Consider the following 20,628-nt stretch of genomic DNA (forward strand, 5'->3'; position numbering starts at 1 on the left):
TGGAGCGAAACTCCGCTCACCCCTCGATCACTTCGAACTCGTCGAAGACGACCTCGCCCGCGGCGTCGGATTCGGCGAGGTTGACCTCGCCGACCAGTGCCCAGCCGTGGTCGCCGTTCGGGTCGGCGAGGGTCTGCCGCACGCGCCACAGTTCCGCCTCCCGTGACACCGTGAACAGCTGCGGGCCGCGGGCGTCGGGTCCGGTGCCGATCTCGTCGTACTCGTCGAAGTACAGCTCCATCAGCTCCGACCAGTCCTGCTCCTCGAGCCCGTCACCCAGCTCGGCCAGCAGGTCCCATCGGTGCCGGGACGCCAGCTCCACTCGCTTGAACATCGCATTGCGGACCATGACGGTGAACGCGCGGACGTTGGCCGTGACCGGGCGCGGGATGTCTGCGCCGAACGCGACCTGCTGGTCGTCGGACTCGACACCAGGGTTGGTGAGCTGCTCCCACTCGTCGAGCAGCGACGAGTCGACCTGGCGGATCAGCTCGCCGAGCCACTCGACGATGTCCTCGAACTCCTCGGTGCGCGCGGAGTCGGGAACCGTCTGCCGCAGAGCGCGGTACGCGTCGGCGAGGTAGCGCAGCACCAGGCCCTCGGACCGGGCGAGGCCGTAGTGGCTGACGAGTTCGGCGAACGTCATGGTCTTCTCGATCATGTCCCGCACCACCGACTTCGGGGACAGCGCGAACTCCGACACCCACGGGTGCCCGCCCCGGTACGTCTCGAACGCCGGGTACAGCAGCTCCTCGAGCGGCTTCGGCCAGGTGATGTCCTCGAGGAGTTCCATCCGCTCCTCGTACTCGATGCCGTCGGCCTTCATCTGCTGCACGGCCTCACCGCGGGCGGCGTGCTGCTGCGCCATCAGGATCTGCCGCGGGTCGTCGAGGGTGGACTCGATCACCGACACCACGTCGAGGGCGTAGGTGACGGCGTCGACGTCGAGCAGTTCGATGGCCGCGAGCGCGAACGGCGACAGCGGCTGGTTGAGCGCGAAGTCGCGCTGCAGGTCGACGGTCAGCCGCGCCCACGAGCCGTTCTCGTCCGGCTCGTCCAACTGCTCGACGATCCCGGCCTGCAGCAGGCCGCGGTAGAGGGCGATCGCGCGACGGATGTGCTTGCGCTGCTGCGGCCGCGCCTCGTGGTTGTCCTCGAGCAGGTGTCGCATCGCGGTGAAACAGTTGCCGGGCCGGGCGATCACGTTGAGCAGCATCGAGTTCGACACCCGGAACCGGGAGGTGAGCTGCTCCGGGGCGGCGGCGACGAGACGTTCGAACGTCGGCTCACCCCACGAGACGAAGCCCTCCGGCGGCTTCTTGCGCTGAATCTTCTTGAGCTTCTTCGGATCGTCACCGGCCTTGAGAACGAGGCGGTGGTTCTCGATCTCGTGCTCGGGCGCCTGAACCACGACGGTGCCCATGGTGTCGAACCCGGCGCGGCCGGCGCGGCCGGCGATCTGATGGAACTCGCGCGCACGCAGGTGCCGGGTGCGGGTGCCGTCGAACTTCGTCAGCCCGGTCATCAGGACGGTGCGGATCGGGACGTTGATGCCGACGCCGAGGGTGTCGGTGCCGCAGATGACCTTGAGCAGGCCGTCCTGCGCGAGCCGTTCGATCAGGCGCCGGTACTTCGGCAGCATGCCCGCGTGGTGCACGCCGATGCCGTGCCGCACCAGCCGGGACAGCGTCTTGCCGAAGCCGGTGGTGAACCGGAATCCGCCGATCGCGTCGGCGATCGCGGCCTTCTCCTCCTTGCTGCACATGTTGACGCTCGTCAACGCCTGCGCGCGTTCGAGGGCGGCGGCCTGCGTGAAGTGCACGACGTACACCGGCGCCTGGTGCGTGGTGACCAGTTCCTCGATCGTCTCGCCGATCGGTGTCCTCGCGTACGAGAAGGTCAGCGGCACCGGCCTTTCGGTGCCCCCGACCACCGTGGTGGGCCGGCCGGTACGGCGGGTGAGGTCATCCGAGAAGAACGACACGTCGCCGAGGGTCGCGGACATCAGCAGGAACTGGGCGTTCGGCAGTTCGATCAGCGGCACCTGCCACGCCCAGCCACGGTCCGGTTCGGAGTAGTAATGGAACTCGTCCATCACGACCTGGCCGATGTCCGAGTCCGCGCCCTGCCGCAGCGCCAGGTTCGCGACGATCTCCGCGGTCGCGCACACGATCGGCGCCGACGAGTTCACCGACGCGTCGCCGGTCATCATGCCGACGTTCTCGGCGCCGAACACTTCGCACAGCGCGAAGAACTTCTCGCTCACCAGAGCCTTGATCGGCGCGGTGTAGAAGGTGCGCCTGCCGTCCGCGAGCGCGGCGAAGTGCGCACCGATCGCGACCATCGACTTGCCTGACCCGGTCGGGGTGGACAGGATGACGTTCGCGCCCGAGACGATCTCGATCAGCGACTCCTCCTGCGCGGGATACAGCGTCAGCCCGCGCTCCGATGCCCAGCCGGCAAAGGCGTCGAAGAGGGAGTCGGCATCGGGGGAGTCGGGGACCAGATCGGAGAGCAGCACCGATACAGGCTATTCGAGAAGGTGGACCCGGGGTGCCCTGGTGTCAGGTGGCGCTGCGTTCGTCGGCGCCCATCGCGTCGAGAACCGCCTCGCGGGTCGCGCTGGGACCGGTGATCTGCGATTCGCCGACCCCGTCCGCGAGCATCTGCCTCCACCTGTCGTGGTCGAATTCCATCGGCCGGGTGGTGGCGACGAAGTCTTCGATCACGCGCAGGAACCGGATCGGGTCGTCGTGGAACGGGAAGTGCCCGCTGCCGGGGAAGATCTCCAGGCGGGAGTGGGGGAGCGCGGAGTGTGCGAGGTGGGCGTGACTGACCGGGATGACGGCGTCGCGGTCGCCCCAGATGATCTGGACGGGCAGGTCGGCGGTCAGGTAACAGCGGTCGAGCATGGTGACGACCTGACCGCGCCAGTCGACGACGGCCCGCAGGGTGCGCAGGAACGCCTCCCGGGCGGTGGGGTCGGGCAGGTCGCGCAGCACCCGGACCAGGTCGGGTGTGTCGTGGAAGAGCGCGGCACCCTTGAACGGTCCCCGATACAGGTGGTCCGCCACCTGGCCGAGCGCCCCGACCAGCGTGAGTGCCCCGGGGATCTGCAGCAGGCGCAACGCCTCGTTGGCGATCGGGAGGGCCGCGAACCGCAGTGCCGGGTTGACGTCCTTGGTGACGCCGCCCGGGGAGACCACCACGAGGCGTTCGATCATCTGCGGGAACTGGTACGCGAACTGCAGGGCGACGCCGCCGCCGAGCGAGTGGCCGACCACCGTCGCCCGGTCGAACCCGAGGACCGTCAGCAGGTCCCGCATGCCGTTGGCGTACGCGGCGATCGAGTAGTCGGCGCGCGGCTTGTCGGAACGCCCGTGGCCAAGCAGATCCGGCGCGATCACGGTGAAGTTCTTCGCCAGGTGAGGGATGACCTCGTTCCACGTTGCCGAGTTGTCACCGATGCCGTGGATCAGGAGCAGCGCCGGCCCGCTGCCGGCCATCCGGAATGCACGCCGGTATCCGTGAATGGTCCGGAACGCGAGGCGGGGTTCGGTGTCGGGCACCGGACGCAATGCGCGGGTTCGGTCTCCGCCCATGGGTCACTCCTGTCGTTCGTCGGCTCCGTACCCCTGACAACAGGGTGTTTCGTTGGCCGACCTACCGAGCGATGATTTGGACGATCGTATAGATGAACTCCTCTGCGCGCCTGATAACTGTAAAACGGATTTACAGGTCGCGCCCGCCGGGCCCGTCCCCGAGGCCGGGCCCCTCGTCGTTGCCGTCGAGTTGGGCGAGGAAGCGCTCGAACTCGGCACCGAGTTCGTCGCCGCTGGGCAGTTCGCTGTCGGTGGCCAGCAGGCTGGACTGCTGTTCCTGCGCGGTCACGTACGTGTCGTACTGGCGTTCCAGCGCGCGCACCACGGACTCGACCTCTTCGTTCCCCGTGACCTGGGCGTCGACCTGCTCTCGGACCCGTGCGGCGGCCTCGCCGAGCGCCGCCAGCGGCAGCGTCAGCTCGCCGGCCTCGCCGACGTGTTCGAGCAGGGTCTCCGCGGCCGCCGGGTAGTCGGCCTGTGCCAGGTAGTGCGGGACGTGCACCGAGTACCCCATCGACTCGTGCCCGTGCTGGGACATCCGGAGTTCGAGCAGCGACGACGCGCTCCCGGGGATGCGCAGGTCGCCCGGCCAGCCCTGGTTCTCACCGATCAGGTCCGGGTTCGCCGAGTGCGCAGTCACGCCGAGGGGGCGGGTGTGCGGGACCGCCATCGGGATCGCGTTCAGCCCGATGGTGCGGCGCACGCCGAGCTGTTCGGCCAGCAGCCGCACCGCGGTGGTGAAGCGCTCCCACCTGAGGTCCGGTTCCATGCCGGCCAGCAGCAGGAACGGGATGCCCTCGGTGTCCTTGACGGCATAGAGATTCAGTTCCGGGGCGTCGTAGTCCGTGAAGTGGTTCGACTTGAACGTCATCGTCGGCCGTCGCGACCGGTAGTCGATCAGCTCGTCCACGGCGAACGAGGCGACGAGTTCGGTCTCGAGGCTCTCGCGGAGGTGGGTCGTGGCGAGCTTCACCGCGTGACCGGCGTCGGAGAACCCTTCCAGCCCGTGCACCAGGACCGGGCCGCGGCCGTCGTTGGCAGACACCACCGGGGCCGGGAACTCCAGCTCGTACATGCCCGACTGCTCGTCCATCGTTCACAACCCCTTCGCGTCTTCGTTGTCGACCAGTGTCCCTTACCGGTCGGCGGGGCGCGTCACCCCCGGGTCTCGCGCCCACACTCGCCTCGATCAACGTGACGGGCGGGCACATCATTCCCTGTTCGTTGCCGGTTTCGGTGTTCGCTGTCGGCGGACGCGCCGTGGCCTTCGGCGGCGACCGGTCGTCGAGCTGGCAGAGTTGGGGCACACGCCCGCGATCGCCGAGAGGACCTTGTCGTGACACGCCGAATCCTGGTGGCCGGAGCCGCCGCCGTCACCCTCGCCGTCGCCGGGTGCTCGTCGAACGTCTCGGGGGTTGCGGAACCGGTCGGGGGAGCCGCCGTCGTCTCCGGAGGCACCGCCGCCCCGAAGGCCGGCGGCGCGTCGACCGATCGGATCGCGGCGCCGCTGTCGTCGATGCTCTTGACGCCCGAGAACTTTCCGCAGCCGTACCAGGCGATCGTGCTGCCGGAACAGGCGGTCGAGCAGGCCGCCGCCGACCTCGACGGGATCCCCGCCGGTGCGAAGGTGGACCCTGCCGGCTGCAAGCCTCCGCCGCAGAACTTCGGTCCCGACGCCACCGCCCTTGTCGTCGGCACCGACAACGCCGCCCGGGCCACCATCTCCATCGAGCTGACCCGCGTCGACGCGCCCCTGTCGGACCGCGCCGCCGAGATCGACCGGTGTCTCGAGGTGACCACCACGAAGAACGGGGCGTCCGCGAAGGTCACCACCGTCGTGCTGCCCGCCCCGCCGCTGAACGCCGACGACACCCTCGCCCTGCGGCAGACCGTCTCCTCCGGCAATGCCGACCAGTCGGTGACCCAGTCGATGCTGCGGCTCTTCGCTCAGGTCGACGACGTTCGGATCTCCGCCACCTACATGTCGTTCGGGGACGGCGCCCCCGATTCGGCGACGCTCGACCTGCTGTTCACCGAGGCGGTCCAGAAGGTCAACGCGGCCGCGAAGTAAAGCCGCGCGCGCGGGATTGGGGACGGCACGCGAATCCGTCCACAGGCCGGGCGAATTCGGCCATCGCGGACCGGTTGGCGTCGCGGCCGTCGGGGACGGTTCGTGCATGGCAACCATGTACCCGAACAGTCCGCACGGACGGGTTCACCTCAGCGACCCCGCAGACCTGATCGCCGCCGTCCCCGCGCTGCTCGGCTTCCGGCCGCACCGCTCCCTCGTGGTGATCTGCCTGGGAGGTGTCCCGGCGACGGTGCAGGCCGTGATGCGACACGACCTCGCGGGCACCGCCTCGAACTGCGACCGCCTGTCCGTGGACCGTCTCGCGGCGCTGTGCGAACGAGCCGGCGCCGCCTCCGTGATCGTCGTGGTCGTCGACGACCGAGCGCACGGCGACGGTCCGATCCACGACCTGCACCACGCCCTCGTCGACCTCCTCTCCGCGTCCCTCGCCGAGGTCGGCGTCGCGCTGGCCGGCGCTCACGCGGTCACCGGCATCGAAACCGGTGCGCAGTGGTGGGGTCTGCTCGGAGATCCGCGCCACGGCACCGTTCCCGACCCGACCGCATCGGCGGTGGCCGTGGCCCAGGTGATCCGCGGCCGCCCGATTCGCGCGTCGCGGCTCGAACTCGAACGAATCCTCGAGCCGCGCCCGCGCGCGGACCGGGACCGCGTCGCACGCCTCCTCGCATTGGCCCGGCATCCGACGTCGCGGGCGCGGCCGCGGTCCGTCCGCTCCGCGCTCGAAGACGTGCTCGCGCGCATCGCCTCCTCCGACGGAGCCCTCTCCGACGAGGGGGTCGCCGCGATCGCCGTCGCTCTGGAGGCACCGGCCGTGCGCGACTCGGTGCTCGCGCTCGCGATCACCGAACTCGCCGATGCCGCCGAACGGGCATGGATCGTCATGGCCCGGGCACTGTCCGGGCCCGCCCGCGCCGAACCGGCCGCGCTGCTCGGGTTCAGCGCCTACGCCCGCGGTGACGGACCACTCGCCGGGGTGGCCCTCACCGCCGCCCTCGACGCCGACCCCGGGCATCGCCTCGCCGGGCTCCTCGACGACGCCCTGCACGGCGGTATTCGTCCGGACGTGATCGTCGACCTCGCCCGGACCGGCCGCGACGTCGCCCGGACCCTCGGCGTGACCCTGCCGCCGGCCGCGTGAGCGCGAGTGGCGGCGGAGGGACTACCGGAAGTTCCGGGACACCAGCGCGTCCACCAGGTCGGCCGTGGGGAAGTCGGCCATCACCGCGCCGGTCCGCCCTGCCGGATTCGCGGTGAGGAAGGCCTCCGTGCGGTCGAGGATCCCGATGACACCGGGCCCGCCCCGCGCCACGGTGACCGGAACGGTCCCCGTCGCGAGTGCGACCGGATTTCCGGTTCCGCTGAGGTGGTTGACGAAGAAGGTGGCCGGAGAGCCGGACGCGGCCCGCTCGAACTGCCCCCGGACCAGTTCCCACTTGCGGTCGACCTCGCCGAGTCCGGCGAGCTCGTAGGTGTCCTGGATGTCGGTGCCTGCGCCGCCCCAGCGCGGACCGTACGAGGCCGAGCCCGGGAAGTCCTGGATCACGACGATCTTGCCGCGCACCGCACCGAGAGCCGGGAAACCACTTCCGGCGGGAGCATGCCACAGGTGTTGCCGGAGCCGGTCACGCGTTTCGGCGTTCTCGTCGATGTACCAGTTCAACGTGTCCTCGTAGCCGCGGGTGTTCTCGGCTGCCGTGTACTCCTCCTTGAGTCGCATCACGACGGCCTCGGTCGGGTGATCGCGCAGGAAATCCGTCACCTGCACAACGACATTCGTGAAGTTGGTGTGCAGGTACTCGACCCCGTGATGGATCGGGAACACGTCCCGGAAATGGCGGGTCCGAACGTCGAGGACCCGGATTCCGGCCCGCAACTGGGTCGGGAGATCGTGGTCCTGGGTGAGGGCGAACACCGACGCCCCCATCGCCATCGTGTCGTGGGTTCCGGGCAGCGACAGCTCCGACAACCCGACGTCGTCGGGAAGCCCGCCCATCCAGTCCGGATTCTCGGCCCGATCGAGCCCGCTGTCGGCGACCGAGCCGGAGGAACTGCCCAGTGCCGGCGTACTGCCGGAATCGGCGGAACCGGTGGTGGCCGCGGCGAGCGGCGCCGGAATCAGGAGGAGTGCGGTGACGAGGGCGAACAGTGAACGCCTCGCGCGCCCTGCACGCACAACCCGGAGGTGCACCGCCACAGCAGATCCGTCCTTTGCTCACGCGCATCGACAGGGAGCCGTCGACGGCCCACGAACGGAGTGCAGCATCGCACGTCGGCTCGCGGCGCGGTCGGGATCGCGAGATACGGCACCGCACGGGCCGGTGTGCGCGGCCCGTGCGGTGTCTGTCAGCTCCGCCCTGCGGCGTGCGAACGATCGCCGAGGGCCTGGAGATAGGCCCAGGCGTCCGAGACGATCTCGTCGAGGTCGGTGTGCTGCGGCTTCCACCCCAGTTCGGCGATCGCCTTCTCGCTCGACGCGACCAGGACCGCCGGGTCGCCGGCACGCCGGGGTGCGTCCTCCGACGCGATCGGAAGACCCGTCACCCGCCGGCACGCCGTGATCACCTCGCGCACACTGAAACCCGCGCCGCTGCCGAGGTTGTAGACGGAATGCGTTCCGGCGGTGGCGTGGTCGAGCGCGAGCAGGTGCGCGTCCGCGAGGTCGAGGACGTGGATGTAGTCGCGCACCGCGGTGCCGTCGGGCGTCGGCCAGTCGGTGCCGAACACCGATATCTTCTCGCGCTGGCCCAACGCCACCTGGAGCACCAGGGGGATGAGATGCGTTTCCACCACCCGGTTCTCGCCCGCGCCCCGGTACGCGCCCGCGACGTTGAAGTAGCGCAGGCTCGTCGCGGCCAGACCGTAGGCGTTCGCGTACGAGGTGATCGCGTGGTCGATCGCCAGTTTCGTGGCGCCGTACGGATTGGTCGGCCGCGTCGGATCGTCCTCGGTGATCGGGGTGCGGTCCGGTTCCCCGTAGGTGGCCGCCGTCGACGAGAACACCAACCGCGGGGTGCCCGACGCCCGCATCGCCTCCAACAGCGCCAACGTCGTGACCACGTTGCCCTGCCAGTACTTGGCCGGTTCGAGCACCGACTCGCCGACCAGCGACTGTGCCGCGAAATGCAGCACGCCGTCGAACCCGGGATCGCGGCTGAGCACCTGTGCCGCCGCGGTCGCGACATCGCCCTCGACGAACTCGGCGCCGACCGGGACCGCATCGGCGTTACCGGTCGACAGGTCGTCGACGACGACCACATCGTGACCGCGTTCGAGCAACACGGTCGCGCACACACTGCCCACGTAACCGGCACCGCCGGTGACCAGAAGTCGCACCTGGAATCAGACCTGCTTGACCTGGACGGCGTGCGCCATCTCCGCGGGCAGATCGACACCCTCGTGACCCGGGACGGTGATCGTCACCGAATCCGGGTGGGTCTCGACCGTCACGCGGGCATTGGGCACCACGCCCGCATCGCGCAGCTGTCCGATGATCTCGGGGTCCGACTGCACGTGCTCGGCGAGCCTGCGCACCACCACCGCTGTGGGCTGACCCGGCGGCACCTCGGTGAGCCGGATCAGTGTCTCGGCGCCCTCGTCGGCATCGAGGCCGAGCTGCGCGAGACCCGGGATCGGGTTGCCGTACGGGGAGGTCGTCGGGTTGTTGAGCACCTTCACCAGACGGCGCTCCACCTCCTCGCTCATCACGTGCTCCCAGCGGCACGCCTCCGCATGCACCTGATCCCACTCGAGGCCGATCACGTCGACCAGCAACCGCTCGGCGAGCCGGTGCTTGCGCATCACCGCGACTGCGAGATCGCGGCCCTTCTCGGTCAGTTCCAGGTGCCGGTCACCGGCGACCAGCAGCAGTCCGTCCCGCTCCATGCGGGCCACGGTCTGGCTGACGGTCGGGCCACTCTGCTCGAGTCTCTCTGCGATCCGGGCCCGCAGTGGCACAACGCCTTCTTCTTCAAGGTCGTAAATCGTCCGGAGGTACATCTCCGTGGTGTCGACCAGATCCTTCACGCTCACGCCCCTTCGTTCGCGGTGATTCTACCGGGGGGATCCGACGAATCGTTGCCACACGCGCTGAGCGTGCGACTCACACCACACGCGGCACATGGTGTACAACGCCGTGCGCCGCTCGCGCCTTCCCACCGAGCGCCAGTAGCGTGACCTCATGGCCGACAAGTCCCCTCCTGTCACCCCGCATCGCGGCGCCGACGGCGTCGTCGTGTGGAGCCCGGACTATCTGAACTATCGGTGGAGTGCGGACCACCCGATGAATCCCACCCGCCTGGACCTGACCATGTCCCTGGCCCGGGGGCTGGGGCTGATCGAGGGCGCCGAGATCGTCGCCCCCGACCCGGCGAGCGACGCGGACCTGTTGCGGGTCCACACCCCCGGGTACGTCGCGGCCGTCAAGGCCGCCGGGGTAGGCCCCGCGCAGGGCCTCGCGGACGCGCGCGCCGAGGGGGAGGCCGCCCCGCACGGACTCGGCAGCGAGGACAACCCGATCTTCCCGCACATGCACGAGGCGAGCGCGATCCTGGCCGGGGGCACGCTCGCCGCCGCCCGCGAGGTCGCCGCCGGGCGCACCCGGCGGGCAGTGAGCATCGGGGGCGGCATGCACCACGCGATGGCCGACTGGGCGTCCGGGTTCTGCGTCTACAACGACGCGGCGATCGCGATCTCGTGGTTGCTGGACAACGGATTCGACCGGATCGCCTACATCGACGTCGACGCCCACCACGGCGACGGGGTGCAGCACGCCTTCCTCGGCGATCCGCGTGTGCTGACCGTGTCCATCCATCAGCACCCGGCCACCCTGTGGCCCAACACCGGCTGGTCCAGCGAGGTCGGATCCGGTGCCGGGGAGGGCACCTCCGTCAATGTGCCGGTGTTGCCGGGAACCGTGGACTCGGTGTGGCTGAGGGCATTTCACGCGATCGTGCCCGCCGCGGTCGCAGCGTTCAAACCCCAGATCGTCATCAGCCAGTGCGGCGTGGACAGTCACCGGGAGGATCCGCTCGCGGACCTCTCGCTGACCGTGGACGGCCAGCGTGCCGCGTTCCGTGCGATGCGCGACCTCGCCGACCGGTACGCCGACGGACGCTGGATCGCCGTCGGCGGCGGTGGCTACGGACTCGTGCGGGTGGTGCCGCGTGCCTGGACCCACCTGATCGCGACCGCGCTCGACCGCGACCTGGATCCGACGGTGGCCGTCCCCGCGGCCTGGAGGGAGCGGGTCGCGGCGATGGCGCCGGGCGTCGATCTGCCGACCACCATGACCGACGGCGGGGTGACCGACCACCTGCCGTGGGACGGTCCCGGCGGCACCCCCGAGACGGGCGTGAACACCGTCGACCGGGCACTGGTCCGCGTCGACGCCGCCATCATCGCCACCCGCAGGGCCAGCTTCCCGCTGCTGGGCCTGGACCCGGAGGACCCCCGTGACTGACATCACCAACCCCGACTCGACCCCGCAGCCGATCCGGCCCGCCTTTCCCTCCCACTGGATCGCGGACGTGCTCGCCACCGACGGCGGCGCCGTGCACCTGCGTCCGATCACCCCGGAGGACGCGGACCGGCTGGTCGCGTTCCACGCCAAGCTGTCCGAGCGGACCCGCTACCTGCGCTACTTCGGGCCGTACCCGACGATGTCGAACCGGGACATCGTGCACTTCACCACCGTCGACCACCACAATCGGGTGGCGTTCGTCGCGATCCTCGGCGACGAGATCATCGCCGTCGGTCGGTACGAGCGACTGCTCGAGGTCGGGGACGGAAAGTCGGCCGAGGTGGCGTTCGTCGTCGCCGACGAACACCAGGGCCGCGGCCTTGGACCGATCCTGCTCGAACACCTCGCCGGCGCGGCCGCCGAGAACGGCCTGACCATGTTCGTCGCCGAGGTCCTCGCCGAGAACCGCAACATGGTCTCCGTGTTCCGGGAGGCCGGTTACCAGGTCAGCCGCAGCTTCGACGGCGGGGTGCTGCGACTCGAATTCGCCATCGACCCGACCGAGGCGCTGCTGACCGTCCGCAACGCCCGGGAGCGGGCCGCCGAGGCGCGCAGCGTGCGCAACCTGCTCAGTCCGCAGTCGGTGGCGGTGATCGGCGCGTCCACCGACAACGGCAAGGTCGGCAACGCGGTCCTGCGCAACCTGCTCGAGGCCGGGTTCACGGGGCCGGTCTACCCGGTCAACGCCGAACACCGGTCGGTGCGCGGCGTGCGGGCGTACCCCTCGGTGCGGGACATCCCCGACGACGTGGACCTCGCGGTGGTCGCCGTGCCCGCCGAGGCGATCGACTCCGTCCTCGACGACTGCCTCGCCAAGGGCGTCAAGGCGCTCGTCGTCGTGTCCTCGGGGTTCAGCGAGACCGGGTCCGACGGCTACACCTCCGAGCGCAGGCTCGTGCACGCCGCCCGCGCCCACGGCATGCGACTGGTCGGCCCGAACGCGCTCGGTGTCGCCAACACCAACCCCGCGGTGCAGTTGAACGCGACCCTGGCGCCGGTGCTTCCGCACGGCGGCAAGGTGGGATTCTTCTGTCAGTCCGGCGCTCTCGGCATCGCGATTCTCGACGAGGCGGCCCAGCGCCGCATCGGGTTGTCCACTTTCGTCTCCGCCGGCAACCGCGCCGACGTCTCCGGCAACGACCTGCTCCAGTACTGGGACACCGACCCGGAGACCGAGGTCGTGCTGCTGTACCTGGAGTCGTTCGGCAACCCGCGCAAGTTCTCGCGGATCGCGCGGCGGGTCGCCCGCAACAAACCGGTCGTCGCTGTCAAGTCCGGCCGGCACGCCGTCCCGCCCGCGCTGAAGGCGAACGCCGTCGAGATCGACGACCCGATCGTCTCCGACCTGTTCGCGCAGGCGGGTGTCGTGCAGGTGGGGTCGATCGCCCAACTCTTCGACTGCGCGGTGCTTTTCGGCTACCAACCGCTGCCCGCGGGACCGCGGCTCTCGGTGGTCGGCAACTCGTCGGCGCTCGGCGTGCTGGCCGTGGACGCCGCACGCTCCCAGGGGCTGGAGGCGGGCGACCCCGTCGATCTCGGAGCACAGGCCGGTCCGGAGGAGTTCGCGGGCGCGGTCAGCGCGGCGATCGAGGATCCCGACGTGGATTCGGTGATCGCGGTGTTCGTGCCGCCGGTCGCGATGGACCCGGAGCCCTACGCCAAGGCGGTGCGCGACGCCGCCCGCGACTCCGGCAAGCCGATCGTGACCACTTTCCTTGCTGCCGAGGGTATTCCGGACGTGCTCGCGGTGCTCGGCCCGGACGGCAACCCGATCCGCGGCTCGGTGCCGTCCTATCCGGAACCCGAGCGGGCGGCGTTGGCGCTGGCGCGGGCGTGGCGCTACGCGCAATGGCGCGACAAGCCGATCTCGCAGGTGGTGCGGCCCGACGGTATCGACGCCGCCCGCGCCGCCGAACTGGTGGACTCGTGGCTGGCGGACAGCGGCGGCGAGGGGCGGTGGCTGACCGACTTCGAGGCAGCGGAACTTCTGGCGTGCTACGGCGTCGCGATCGCCCAGTTCGCCGCCGCGTCCAGCGAGGCGCAGGCGGTCGCCGCGGCCGAGGCCCTCGGCTATCCCGTCGCGGTGAAGGCCACCCGTGAGCAGTGGCGGCACCGCCCCGACCTCGGCGGGGTGCGCCTCGACCTCGACACCGAGGACGCCGTGCGCCGGGCCTACCGCGACCTCGCGGCGGCATCGGGGGACCCGCTGCTGTACGTGCAGAAGATGGCGACGAAGGGATTCGGCTGCGCCATCGGCGTGCAGGACGACCCGTCGTTCGGGTCGCTGATCTCGTTCGGGCTCGCCGGTGTGATCTCCGACCTGCTCGGGGACCGCGCCTACCGGGTGCTGCCGCTGACCGAGGAGGAGGCCGGCGAACTCATCGACGCGCCGAAGGCCGCACCGCTGCTTGCCGGCTACCGCGGCGGGCCGGGAGTGAACAGGGCGGCGCTGGTGGATCTGTTGCAGCGGATCTCGGCGCTGGGGGACGACCTGCCCGAGGTGCGGGAACTGGTCTGCGAGCCGGTCCTGGCGAGCGAGAGCGGCGCCGAGATCACCGACTCGCGGGTTCGGATCGGACCCGAACCGAGCACGCGCGTCGACCTGGGGCCGCGCCGCCTGCGCTGAGCCACGCACGTCCGGCGCAGCAGGCCCACGGACACGGACGTGGGCCCCGGACACAGACGCGCCGGCCGATCCGTCGCTCCCGAGGGGGGAAGGAGCTTCGGATCGACCGGCGCTGGTTCGTGGGGGAGTGACGTCAGCTGGCGTAGGACCGCAGGCGGTCGGCCCGCTCGCCCTGACGCAGCTTGCCCATCACCTCGCGCTCGATCTGCCGGACCCGCTCACGGGAGAGGCCGAAGATCTTGCCGATCTGATCGAGCGTGCGCGGCTGGCCGTCGTCGAGCCCGTACCGCAACCGGATCACCTGCTGCTCACGCTCGTCGAGCGTGGCGAGCACGCTGCGAACGTCGCTGTGCAGCAGTCCGGCGATGACGGCATTCTCCGCGGACGTGGCCTCGGAGTCCTCGATGAAGTCGCCGAGCGGCGCCTCCTCGTCGGTGCCGACCGGCATGTCCAGGCTCACCGGGTCGCGGCTGTGGTCGAGCAGGTCCGCGATCTTCGCGGCGGGGATGCCCGATTCCTCCGACAGTTCCTCGTCGGTCGCCTCCCGGCCGAGCTGCTGGTGCAGTTCCCGCTTGATCCGGGCCAGCTTGTTCACCTGCTCGACCAGGTGGACGGGCAGCCGGATCGTGCGGGACTGGTCCGCCATGCCGCGCGTGATCGCCTGACGGATCCACCAGGTGGCATACGTCGAGAACTTGAAGCCCTTCGCGTAGTCGAACTTCTCCATCGCGCGGATCAGGCCCAGGTTGCCCTCCTGGATCAGGTCCAGCAGCGGCATCCCGCGGCCGGTGTACCGCTTGGCCAGGGAGACGACCAGGCGCAGGTTGGCCTCCAGCAGGTGACTGCGGGCCTTCTCGCCGTCGCGGACGATGGCGGCCAGGTCGCGCTTCTTGTTGGCCGTCAGGCGCTTCCCGGTCTCCAGCACGTGCGCGGCATACAGTCCCGCCTCGATCCGCTTCGCAAGCTCGACCTCATCCGCGGCGGTCAGCAGCGCAGTACGCCCGATCCCGTTCAGGTAGACACGTACCAGGTCTGCGGCCGGGGACTGGGCATCCAGATCCTCGGGAGTCGGGCGCGCTCGGCGGGTGGTGGGGCTCGTCATGACCTGCCTCCTCATCGGTGGTCTCTCATGTGGTTCAACGCCCCGCCACCAGGCAAAGTTCCCGTGCGATCTCCGTCACATCGCCGCTGACCTGCAGGTTCCCGCCACTCGACCTGAGAAGTTACTGAGAAGAACGATCGCCGGGAACCGGCTTCACATTCCCACCGGGAGCACCAGACCGTGCCGGACCAATCCGTGCACGAGTGCGGCCGCCGAACCCGCGAGCGGATCGGCGTCCTCGCCGTGCGCGGCGGCGAGCAGTTCGACCAGTTCCCCCAACGCCAGCCCGTCCGGACGCATTCCACCCAGCAACGCCGCCGCGAGCTCGTCCACCTCGTGCTGCCACGCCGGACCGTCGCCCCGGTGCAGCCGCGCCACGACCTGCTGCCACCCCTCCTCACCCGGCAGGTACACCCGCTCCAGCGCAGTGGCCGGGGCGACCTCGAACCGCTCCGCGAGGACGTCCCGGTCCCGCAGCCACGCCGCCCGGTCCAGGTAGCCGAGTGCCTCGTCGCCCAGCGGATCGCTGTAACCGTGCCGCAGATCCTCGGCCAGCACGTCCGACGGGGCATCGGTGCGGCGCAGGTACACGAACCCGAACCCGATTCCCTCGACATCGCTGTCGGCGAAGTGCGCCAGCCACGACTCGGCCTGCGCGGCGGTCGCCGGATCCCGCGGGTCCAGCCCAGCGTCACGCATCCACGTCCCCACGTACAGCGCGGGATCCGCGACGTCGCGCTGCACGATCCACGCGTCGACACCGTGAGCAGGCAGCCACGACGCGACCCGCGACCGCCAGTCCTCCCCGGCGACGTGCACCCACGACGCCAGCATCGACGCGGTCCCGCCCGGATTCAGGTGGTCGATCGCCCGCGAGATCATCAGCTCGCTCGCCCCGTCGAGGTCCAGGCCCGAGTCCCGGTAGGTGTGCTCGACCCGGGCCCGCCCGACCACGAACGGCGGATTCGCGACGACCCGATCGAACGTCCGCCCCGCGACCGGCTCGAACCACGACCCCGGCAACAGTTCGACGTCCACACCGTTGAGCGCGAACGTCGCCGCCGACAGGTCCAGCGCCCGCAGGTTGATGTCCGTGGCCGTCACCGCCCGGGCGTACCCGGCGGCGTGCAACGCCTGGATGCCGCAGCCCGTGCCGACGTCGAGCACCGTTCCGGTCCCGGCCGTCGGGGTGCCGCGCAGCAGCGACAGCGACGCATGCCCGACCCCGAGAACATGGTCGGGGGCCGTGGTCCGCGGCCGCATGCTGCCGTCCAGGTCGGAGATCACCCAGCGGTTGCCCTGCCCGAGATCCATCGGCCGCAGGTCCAGCGCCGGCCGCACCAGGTCACCGTCGCGTTCGAGCAGCCCCGCCGCGACCGCATGGTCGAGATCCACCGGCGCGAGCGCCGCTGCGACCTCGCTCGCCGGGCAGTCGTCGCCGAGCAGGAACAACCGGACCAGCACCCCCAGTTCGCCGGCGTCCCGGGTCGCGCGGCGAACCGGCACCGGTTCGCTGCGGCCCAGAGCCGCGTGCGCATCGTCGCCGAGTGCCTCCAGGACGGCGTCGGCGGTGTAGTCGGTGCGGTGCAGGGCCTCGCGCAGCGGGCCGCACAGGGAGAGGAGGTCGCGGTTCACGCGGCCATTGTCTCAGTGGGGACGGCGGCTGCCCGTCAGCCCTCGATCGTGCGATGGTCCGTGGACTCGATCGCCGGTCCCGCGACCGGCTTGTGGTCGAATCGGCGCGGCTCGTCGGCGCGCCGCGGCGGCCGGTCGTTCGCGACGAGGACGGCGATCCACGGCAGCGGAATCGACGCACCGATGATCAGCAGGCTGATCCACCCGTTGCCCCACGCGCTGTACGCGATCGCAGCGAGCACCAGTGCGGGGATCCGGATCCCCATCATGATCGTGTACTTGCGGATACGGGCCCGCTGCTGCTCGTCGAACGACTGTGCCGCATCGGTGATCAGAATCGGGTTCCGCGAGCTCTCGTCGCCCTGGTCCTGCGGGGGGATGGCTGAACTCGAAGACATGACTCCAGCGTCCCACTCGCAGAGCCCAGATGCACCACCGGGGGCTCGCCGGACTCCCAGGGATGCGTCATCATGGACGAGTGAGCACTGTGACCAAGGAACGTCCCGACACCACGACCGACGAGTCCACCGACGACGACGTCCCCAAGTACTTCCACTACGTCAAGAAGAACAAGATCGCCGAGAGCGCGGTCATGGGCACCCACGTCGTCGCTCTGTGCGGCGAGGTGTTCCCGGTGACCAAGTCGCCGAAGCCCGGATCCCCGGTGTGCCCCGACTGCAAGAAGATCTACGACGGGCTCCGGCCGGGCGAATGAGTCGGCTCGCTGACGGGCGAGTGAGTCGGCTCGCTGACGGGCGAGTGAGTCGCCTCGCCGACGGGCGAGTGAGTCGCCTCGCCGACGGGCGATCGAGTCGGCTCGCCGACGGGCGAGTGAGTCGCCTCGCTCGCGAGCAGGTGGGGTGGCTCGGGTAGGTCGCACATGTCCGGATGTTCGGGGTCGGCCGCCTCGTGCCTGCCCCGATCAGGGTTCACGATGCGGATGGGTGCCGTGGCCAGCCGCCGGGTCAGGCTCGGGACCGAGCCGTCGGCGGCCGGGGTCGAGGCCGCCTGTGACGCGAGCCACTCCCGCATCTGCTCGATCCGGGTGGCCCGAGCCGGCCAGAACTCCTGGATCGTCGCGTTGAACTGGGCGCCCAGCACCACCGCGAACCCCAGGAAGAACGTGAACAGCAGGAACGCGATCGGAGCCGCCAACGCCCCGTATGTGTAGCCGGTACCGGTCACCCACGTCAGATAGTGGCGCAGCACCGTGCTCGCCGCCATGAAGAACACCCCCGCGAGCAGCGAACCGCCGAGCAGGCGATGCCACGGCAGCGACTTCGGCAGCGCCACCTTGTACAGCGTGGTCAGGCCGGCGATCAGCAGCAGTCCGACCGCCGGATAGTAGAACGCGTCGACCATGCGGGAACCGACGTCGTACCACGACGCGGGCATCACCCGGCCGATCATCGTCGGCCCGAGCGCCACCAGCGGCAACACGAACACCGCCACGATGAGGAACATCACGTAGAGCAGCAGCGCGAAGATCCGCTGCCACACCGGATGGCGGGCGTCCTTCTGCCCGTGCGCCTCGACGATCGAGTCGACGAACGTCGAGATCGCCGACGAGCCCGCCCACAACGACAGCAGGAAGCCTGCGGAGATGATCTCGGGGCGCCCCCGACCGAGCACATCCGACACCGTCGGCGAGATCAGCTGGTCGACGACGTTCTCACTGAACGCGGACCGGCTGAAGGTGATGATCTTCGACTCGATGATCCGCACCGTGTCGGGGCCGAACAAACCGCCGACGTAGCCGATACTCCCGAGCAGACCCAGCAGCAGTGGTGGCAGCGACAGCGTCTGCCAGAACGCGGCCGTCGCGGCCTTCCCGAAGATCGAGTCCCCCCAAGCCTTGACCGCGGTGCGGCGGATCACCAGCCAGGCCTTCCACAGCGGGTGCCGGTCCGGGATGTGGTCCGCGTGGTGGGTGGGCAGATCCGACGGCGCCCCCGGGACCTCGCCCGGGTGCTGGGGGCCGATCGGTTCGCTCATGATGCTTCCAGCATCCCTGACGAGCGGGTGCTGGTCCGCACCGGTGGCGTCCGTGTCGCGAAGGCAACACCGGTCGCCCACCCGTCGGTGTTGCCTTCGCGACACCTCCGGTCGCACGGGCCATCGGATGCAGAGAACGTCGGCGGGGGGCGTTAGGCTCGTCCGGCAGTCTTCACGGTCGAGATCGACCCCCACAGTCGAGAAGGAGCGGACGCGACAGTGCTCACGGGTAACACCGAATCACCAGCCCCCGCACCCGTCGCCAACCTCCGAGCCTGGCAGCGGCGTGCGCTGACGAAGTACCTGGCAACGAAGCCGCGGGACTTCCTCGCGGTGGCGACCCCAGGCGCAGGCAAGACCACCTTCGCGCTGCGGGTCGCCGCGGAACTGCTCGGGGACCGGACCGTCGACGAGATCACCGTCGTCGCGCCGACCGAACACCTCAAGCACCAGTGGGCCGAGTCCGCCGCCCGGATGGGCATCGCGCTGGACTCCAACTTCTCCAACTCGACCGGTCAGACCTCCGCCGACTACCACGGCGTCGTCGTCACCTACGCACAGGTGGCGTCGCATCCGACGAAGCACCGGGTGCGTACCGAGAACCGCCGCACCCTGGTCATCCTCGACGAGATCCACCACGGCGGTGACGCCAAGAGCTGGGGTGACGCGATCCGCGAGGCGTACGAACCGGCGACCCGCCGGCTGGCGCTGACCGGTACCCCGTTCCGCAGTGACGACTCCGCGATCCCGTTCGTCCAGTACGAGCCGGACAACGAGGGACTGATGCGGTCCAAGGCCGATCATGCCTACGGATACTCCGACGCCCTCGCCGACGGCGTCGTGCGTCCCGTAGTGTTCCTCGCGTACTCCGGTGAAGCGCGTTGGCGCAACAACGCCGGTGAGGAATTCGCCGCGCGCCTCGGCGAGCCGCTGTCCGCCGAACAGACCGCGCGGGCCTGGCGGACCGCCCTCGATCCGAACGGTGACTGGATCCCCGCGGTCCTCGCCGCCGCGAACACCCGGCTCCAGCAGTTGCGGTCCGATGGCATGCACGACGCCGGCGGCCTCGTCATCGCCACCGATCAGACCGTCGCGCGCGCCTACGCGAAAATCCTGGAATCGCTCACCGGGCGGGCGCCGACCGTCGTGCTCTCCGACGACCCCACCGCCTCGAAGCGGATCGCCGAGTTCAGCAGCAACACCGAGCCGTGGATGGTTGCGGTCCGGATGGTGTCCGAGGGCGTCGACGTGCCCCGCCTCGCGGTCGGGGTGTACGCGACCAGCGCGTCGACCCCGCTGTTCTTCGCGCAGGCGATCGGCCGCTTCGTGCGGTCCCGCAAGAAGGGGGAGACGGCCAGCGTCTTCGTGCCGTCCGTGCCCGTCCTGCTCGACCTGGCCAGCCAGCTCGAGGTCCAGCGCGACCACATCCTCGGCAAGCCGCACCGCGAGAAGGACGGCCTCGACGACGAACTGATCGCCGACGCGAACAAGCAGAAGGACGAGCTCGGCGAGGAGGAGAAGGCGTTCACGTCCCTCGGCGCCGACGCCGAACTCGACCAGGTGATCTACGACGGCTCCTCGTTCGGCACCGCGACCTTCGCCGGCAGCGACGAGGAAGCCGACTACCTGGGACTGCCGGGTCTCCTCGACGCCGACCAGATGCGGGCGCTGCTGCGGGAACGGCAGGCGGGCCAGCTCGACAAGTCGAAGGCATCCGTACCGGCGGCGCCGGTCCCTCCGCCCGTCGTAGCCGACCGCGCAGGGTCGGCCGCCAAGCTCGCCGAGCTGCGCAAGGAACTCAACGGGCTGGTCGCGATGACCCACCACCGGACCGGCAAGCCGCACGGCTGGATCCACGGCGAACTGCGCCGGGTGTGCGGGGGACCTCCGACCGCCATCGCGACCGTCGATCAGCTCACCGAACGGATCGCCACGCTGCGACGCTGGTGACCGCACCGCGGTCGTGGCGGTCGTGACCGCGCCGCACCGCGGCGGTGGTGACCCGCCGCGGCACCGACCGCCGGACACGCGGAAGGGCCCGCACCACATGGTGCGGGC

At 70.2% G+C, this 20,628-nt stretch carries 16 protein-coding genes; 6 read left to right on the top strand and 10 right to left on the bottom strand.

Going from position 1 to position 20,628, the window contains the following annotated elements; translation table 11 throughout:
• Positions 1-16 precede the first annotated feature (16 nt).
• From ACWDU4_RS13270 to ACWDU4_RS13280, 3 genes are all read right to left on the bottom strand, one after another.
• Positions 17-2,521, bottom strand: coding sequence for a DEAD/DEAH box helicase (locus ACWDU4_RS13270; protein WP_450114364.1), 2,505 nt, complete (start codon positions 2,519-2,521; stop codon positions 17-19).
• 43 nt (positions 2,522-2,564) lie between these two features.
• On the bottom strand, positions 2,565-3,602 hold the full coding sequence (locus ACWDU4_RS13275) for an alpha/beta fold hydrolase (RefSeq protein WP_450114365.1): 1,038 nt from the start codon (positions 3,600-3,602) through the stop codon (positions 2,565-2,567).
• A 130-nt stretch (positions 3,603-3,732) separates the two neighbouring features.
• A complete protein-coding gene (locus ACWDU4_RS13280) occupies positions 3,733-4,695 on the bottom strand; it encodes a proteasome assembly chaperone family protein (RefSeq protein ID WP_450114366.1) in 963 nt (320 codons plus the stop codon).
• 243 nt (positions 4,696-4,938) lie between these two features.
• Here ACWDU4_RS13280 and ACWDU4_RS13285 point away from each other — a divergent pair, with 243 nt between their 5' ends.
• Positions 4,939-5,673, top strand: a complete 735-nt coding sequence (locus tag ACWDU4_RS13285) for a sensor domain-containing protein (protein ID WP_450114367.1) — start codon at positions 4,939-4,941, stop codon at positions 5,671-5,673.
• A gap of 106 nt (positions 5,674-5,779) precedes the next feature.
• Positions 5,780-6,832, top strand: a complete 1,053-nt coding sequence (locus ACWDU4_RS13290) for a DUF4192 domain-containing protein (protein WP_450114368.1) — start codon at positions 5,780-5,782, stop codon at positions 6,830-6,832.
• Between the two features lie 21 nt (positions 6,833-6,853).
• On the opposite strand, the gene ACWDU4_RS13295 is transcribed toward ACWDU4_RS13290, so the two are convergent.
• From ACWDU4_RS13295 to ACWDU4_RS13305, 3 genes are all read right to left on the bottom strand, one after another.
• Positions 6,854-7,888 (bottom strand): phosphatidylinositol-specific phospholipase C, encoded by a 1,035-nt coding sequence (locus ACWDU4_RS13295; RefSeq protein ID WP_450114369.1) that lies wholly within the window; start codon positions 7,886-7,888, stop codon positions 6,854-6,856.
• Positions 7,889-8,037: 149 nt separating this feature from the next.
• Positions 8,038-9,027 carry a UDP-glucose 4-epimerase GalE gene (gene galE, locus ACWDU4_RS13300; protein WP_450114370.1) on the bottom strand — a complete coding sequence of 330 codons (990 nt, stop codon included), beginning with the start codon at positions 9,025-9,027 and terminating at the stop codon, positions 8,038-8,040.
• 6 nt (positions 9,028-9,033) lie between these two features.
• Positions 9,034-9,717: an iron dependent repressor, metal binding and dimerization domain protein gene (locus ACWDU4_RS13305; RefSeq protein WP_450114388.1), complete on the bottom strand. Its 684-nt coding sequence runs from the start codon at positions 9,715-9,717 to the stop codon at positions 9,034-9,036.
• A 154-nt stretch (positions 9,718-9,871) separates the two neighbouring features.
• Between ACWDU4_RS13305 and ACWDU4_RS13310 the strand changes: the two genes are divergently transcribed.
• Entirely contained in the window at positions 9,872-11,152 is a 1,281-nt protein-coding gene (locus ACWDU4_RS13310; protein ID WP_450114371.1) for an acetoin utilization protein AcuC, read from the top strand.
• A gap of 1 nt (position 11,153) precedes the next feature.
• Positions 11,154-13,838 carry a bifunctional acetate--CoA ligase family protein/GNAT family N-acetyltransferase gene (locus ACWDU4_RS13315; protein ID WP_450114389.1) on the top strand — a complete coding sequence of 895 codons (2,685 nt, stop codon included), beginning with the start codon at positions 11,154-11,156 and terminating at the stop codon, positions 13,836-13,838.
• A 133-nt stretch (positions 13,839-13,971) separates the two neighbouring features.
• On the opposite strand, the gene ACWDU4_RS13320 is transcribed toward ACWDU4_RS13315, so the two are convergent.
• The 3 genes from ACWDU4_RS13320 to ACWDU4_RS13330 all read right to left on the bottom strand — a co-directional run bounded on the left by ACWDU4_RS13320 (position 13,972) and on the right by ACWDU4_RS13330 (position 16,973).
• The gene (locus tag ACWDU4_RS13320; RefSeq protein ID WP_450114372.1) at positions 13,972-14,940 is read right to left on the bottom strand and encodes a sigma-70 family RNA polymerase sigma factor; all 969 of its coding nucleotides are present in this window, start codon (positions 14,938-14,940) and stop codon (positions 13,972-13,974) included.
• A gap of 153 nt (positions 14,941-15,093) precedes the next feature.
• Positions 15,094-16,575 carry a DUF7782 domain-containing protein gene (locus ACWDU4_RS13325; RefSeq protein WP_450114373.1) on the bottom strand — a complete coding sequence of 494 codons (1,482 nt, stop codon included), beginning with the start codon at positions 16,573-16,575 and terminating at the stop codon, positions 15,094-15,096.
• Between the two features lie 35 nt (positions 16,576-16,610).
• On the bottom strand, positions 16,611-16,973 hold the full coding sequence (locus ACWDU4_RS13330; RefSeq protein WP_450114374.1) for a DUF3099 domain-containing protein: 363 nt from the start codon (positions 16,971-16,973) through the stop codon (positions 16,611-16,613).
• An 80-nt stretch (positions 16,974-17,053) separates the two neighbouring features.
• Between ACWDU4_RS13330 and ACWDU4_RS13335 the strand changes: the two genes are divergently transcribed.
• Positions 17,054-17,290 (top strand): DUF3039 domain-containing protein, encoded by a 237-nt coding sequence (locus ACWDU4_RS13335; RefSeq protein WP_450114375.1) that lies wholly within the window; start codon positions 17,054-17,056, stop codon positions 17,288-17,290.
• On the opposite strand, the gene ACWDU4_RS13340 is transcribed toward ACWDU4_RS13335, so the two are convergent.
• A complete protein-coding gene (locus ACWDU4_RS13340; RefSeq protein WP_450114376.1) occupies positions 17,263-18,570 on the bottom strand; it encodes a YhjD/YihY/BrkB family envelope integrity protein in 1,308 nt (435 codons plus the stop codon). The genes ACWDU4_RS13335 and ACWDU4_RS13340 overlap by 28 nt on opposite strands.
• Before the next feature lie 219 nt (positions 18,571-18,789).
• Between ACWDU4_RS13340 and ACWDU4_RS13345 the strand changes: the two genes are divergently transcribed.
• A complete protein-coding gene (locus tag ACWDU4_RS13345) occupies positions 18,790-20,520 on the top strand; it encodes a DEAD/DEAH box helicase (protein WP_450114377.1) in 1,731 nt (576 codons plus the stop codon).
• Positions 20,521-20,628 lie beyond the last annotated feature (108 nt).

The sequence above is a fragment of the Rhodococcus sp. NPDC003348 genome, from assembly GCF_053589375.1.

What these genes read in the sequence shown, in the direction of transcription:
- ACWDU4_RS13275 (WP_450114365.1), bottom strand. Translation starts at nt 3,602, where the DNA reads ATGGGCGGAGACCGAACCCGCGCATTGCGTCCGGTGCCCGACACCGAA.
- ACWDU4_RS13280 (WP_450114366.1), bottom strand. Translation starts at nt 4,695, where the DNA reads ATGGACGAGCAGTCGGGCATGTACGAGCTGGAGTTCCCGGCCCCGGTG.
- ACWDU4_RS13290 (WP_450114368.1), top strand. Translation starts at nt 5,780, where the DNA reads ATGGCAACCATGTACCCGAACAGTCCGCACGGACGGGTTCACCTCAGC.
- ACWDU4_RS13310 (WP_450114371.1), top strand. Translation starts at nt 9,872, where the DNA reads ATGGCCGACAAGTCCCCTCCTGTCACCCCGCATCGCGGCGCCGACGGC.
- ACWDU4_RS13320 (WP_450114372.1), bottom strand. Translation starts at nt 14,940, where the DNA reads ATGACGAGCCCCACCACCCGCCGAGCGCGCCCGACTCCCGAGGATCTG.
- ACWDU4_RS13330 (WP_450114374.1), bottom strand. Translation starts at nt 16,973, where the DNA reads ATGTCTTCGAGTTCAGCCATCCCCCCGCAGGACCAGGGCGACGAGAGC.
- ACWDU4_RS13340 (WP_450114376.1), bottom strand. Translation starts at nt 18,570, where the DNA reads ATGAGCGAACCGATCGGCCCCCAGCACCCGGGCGAGGTCCCGGGGGCG.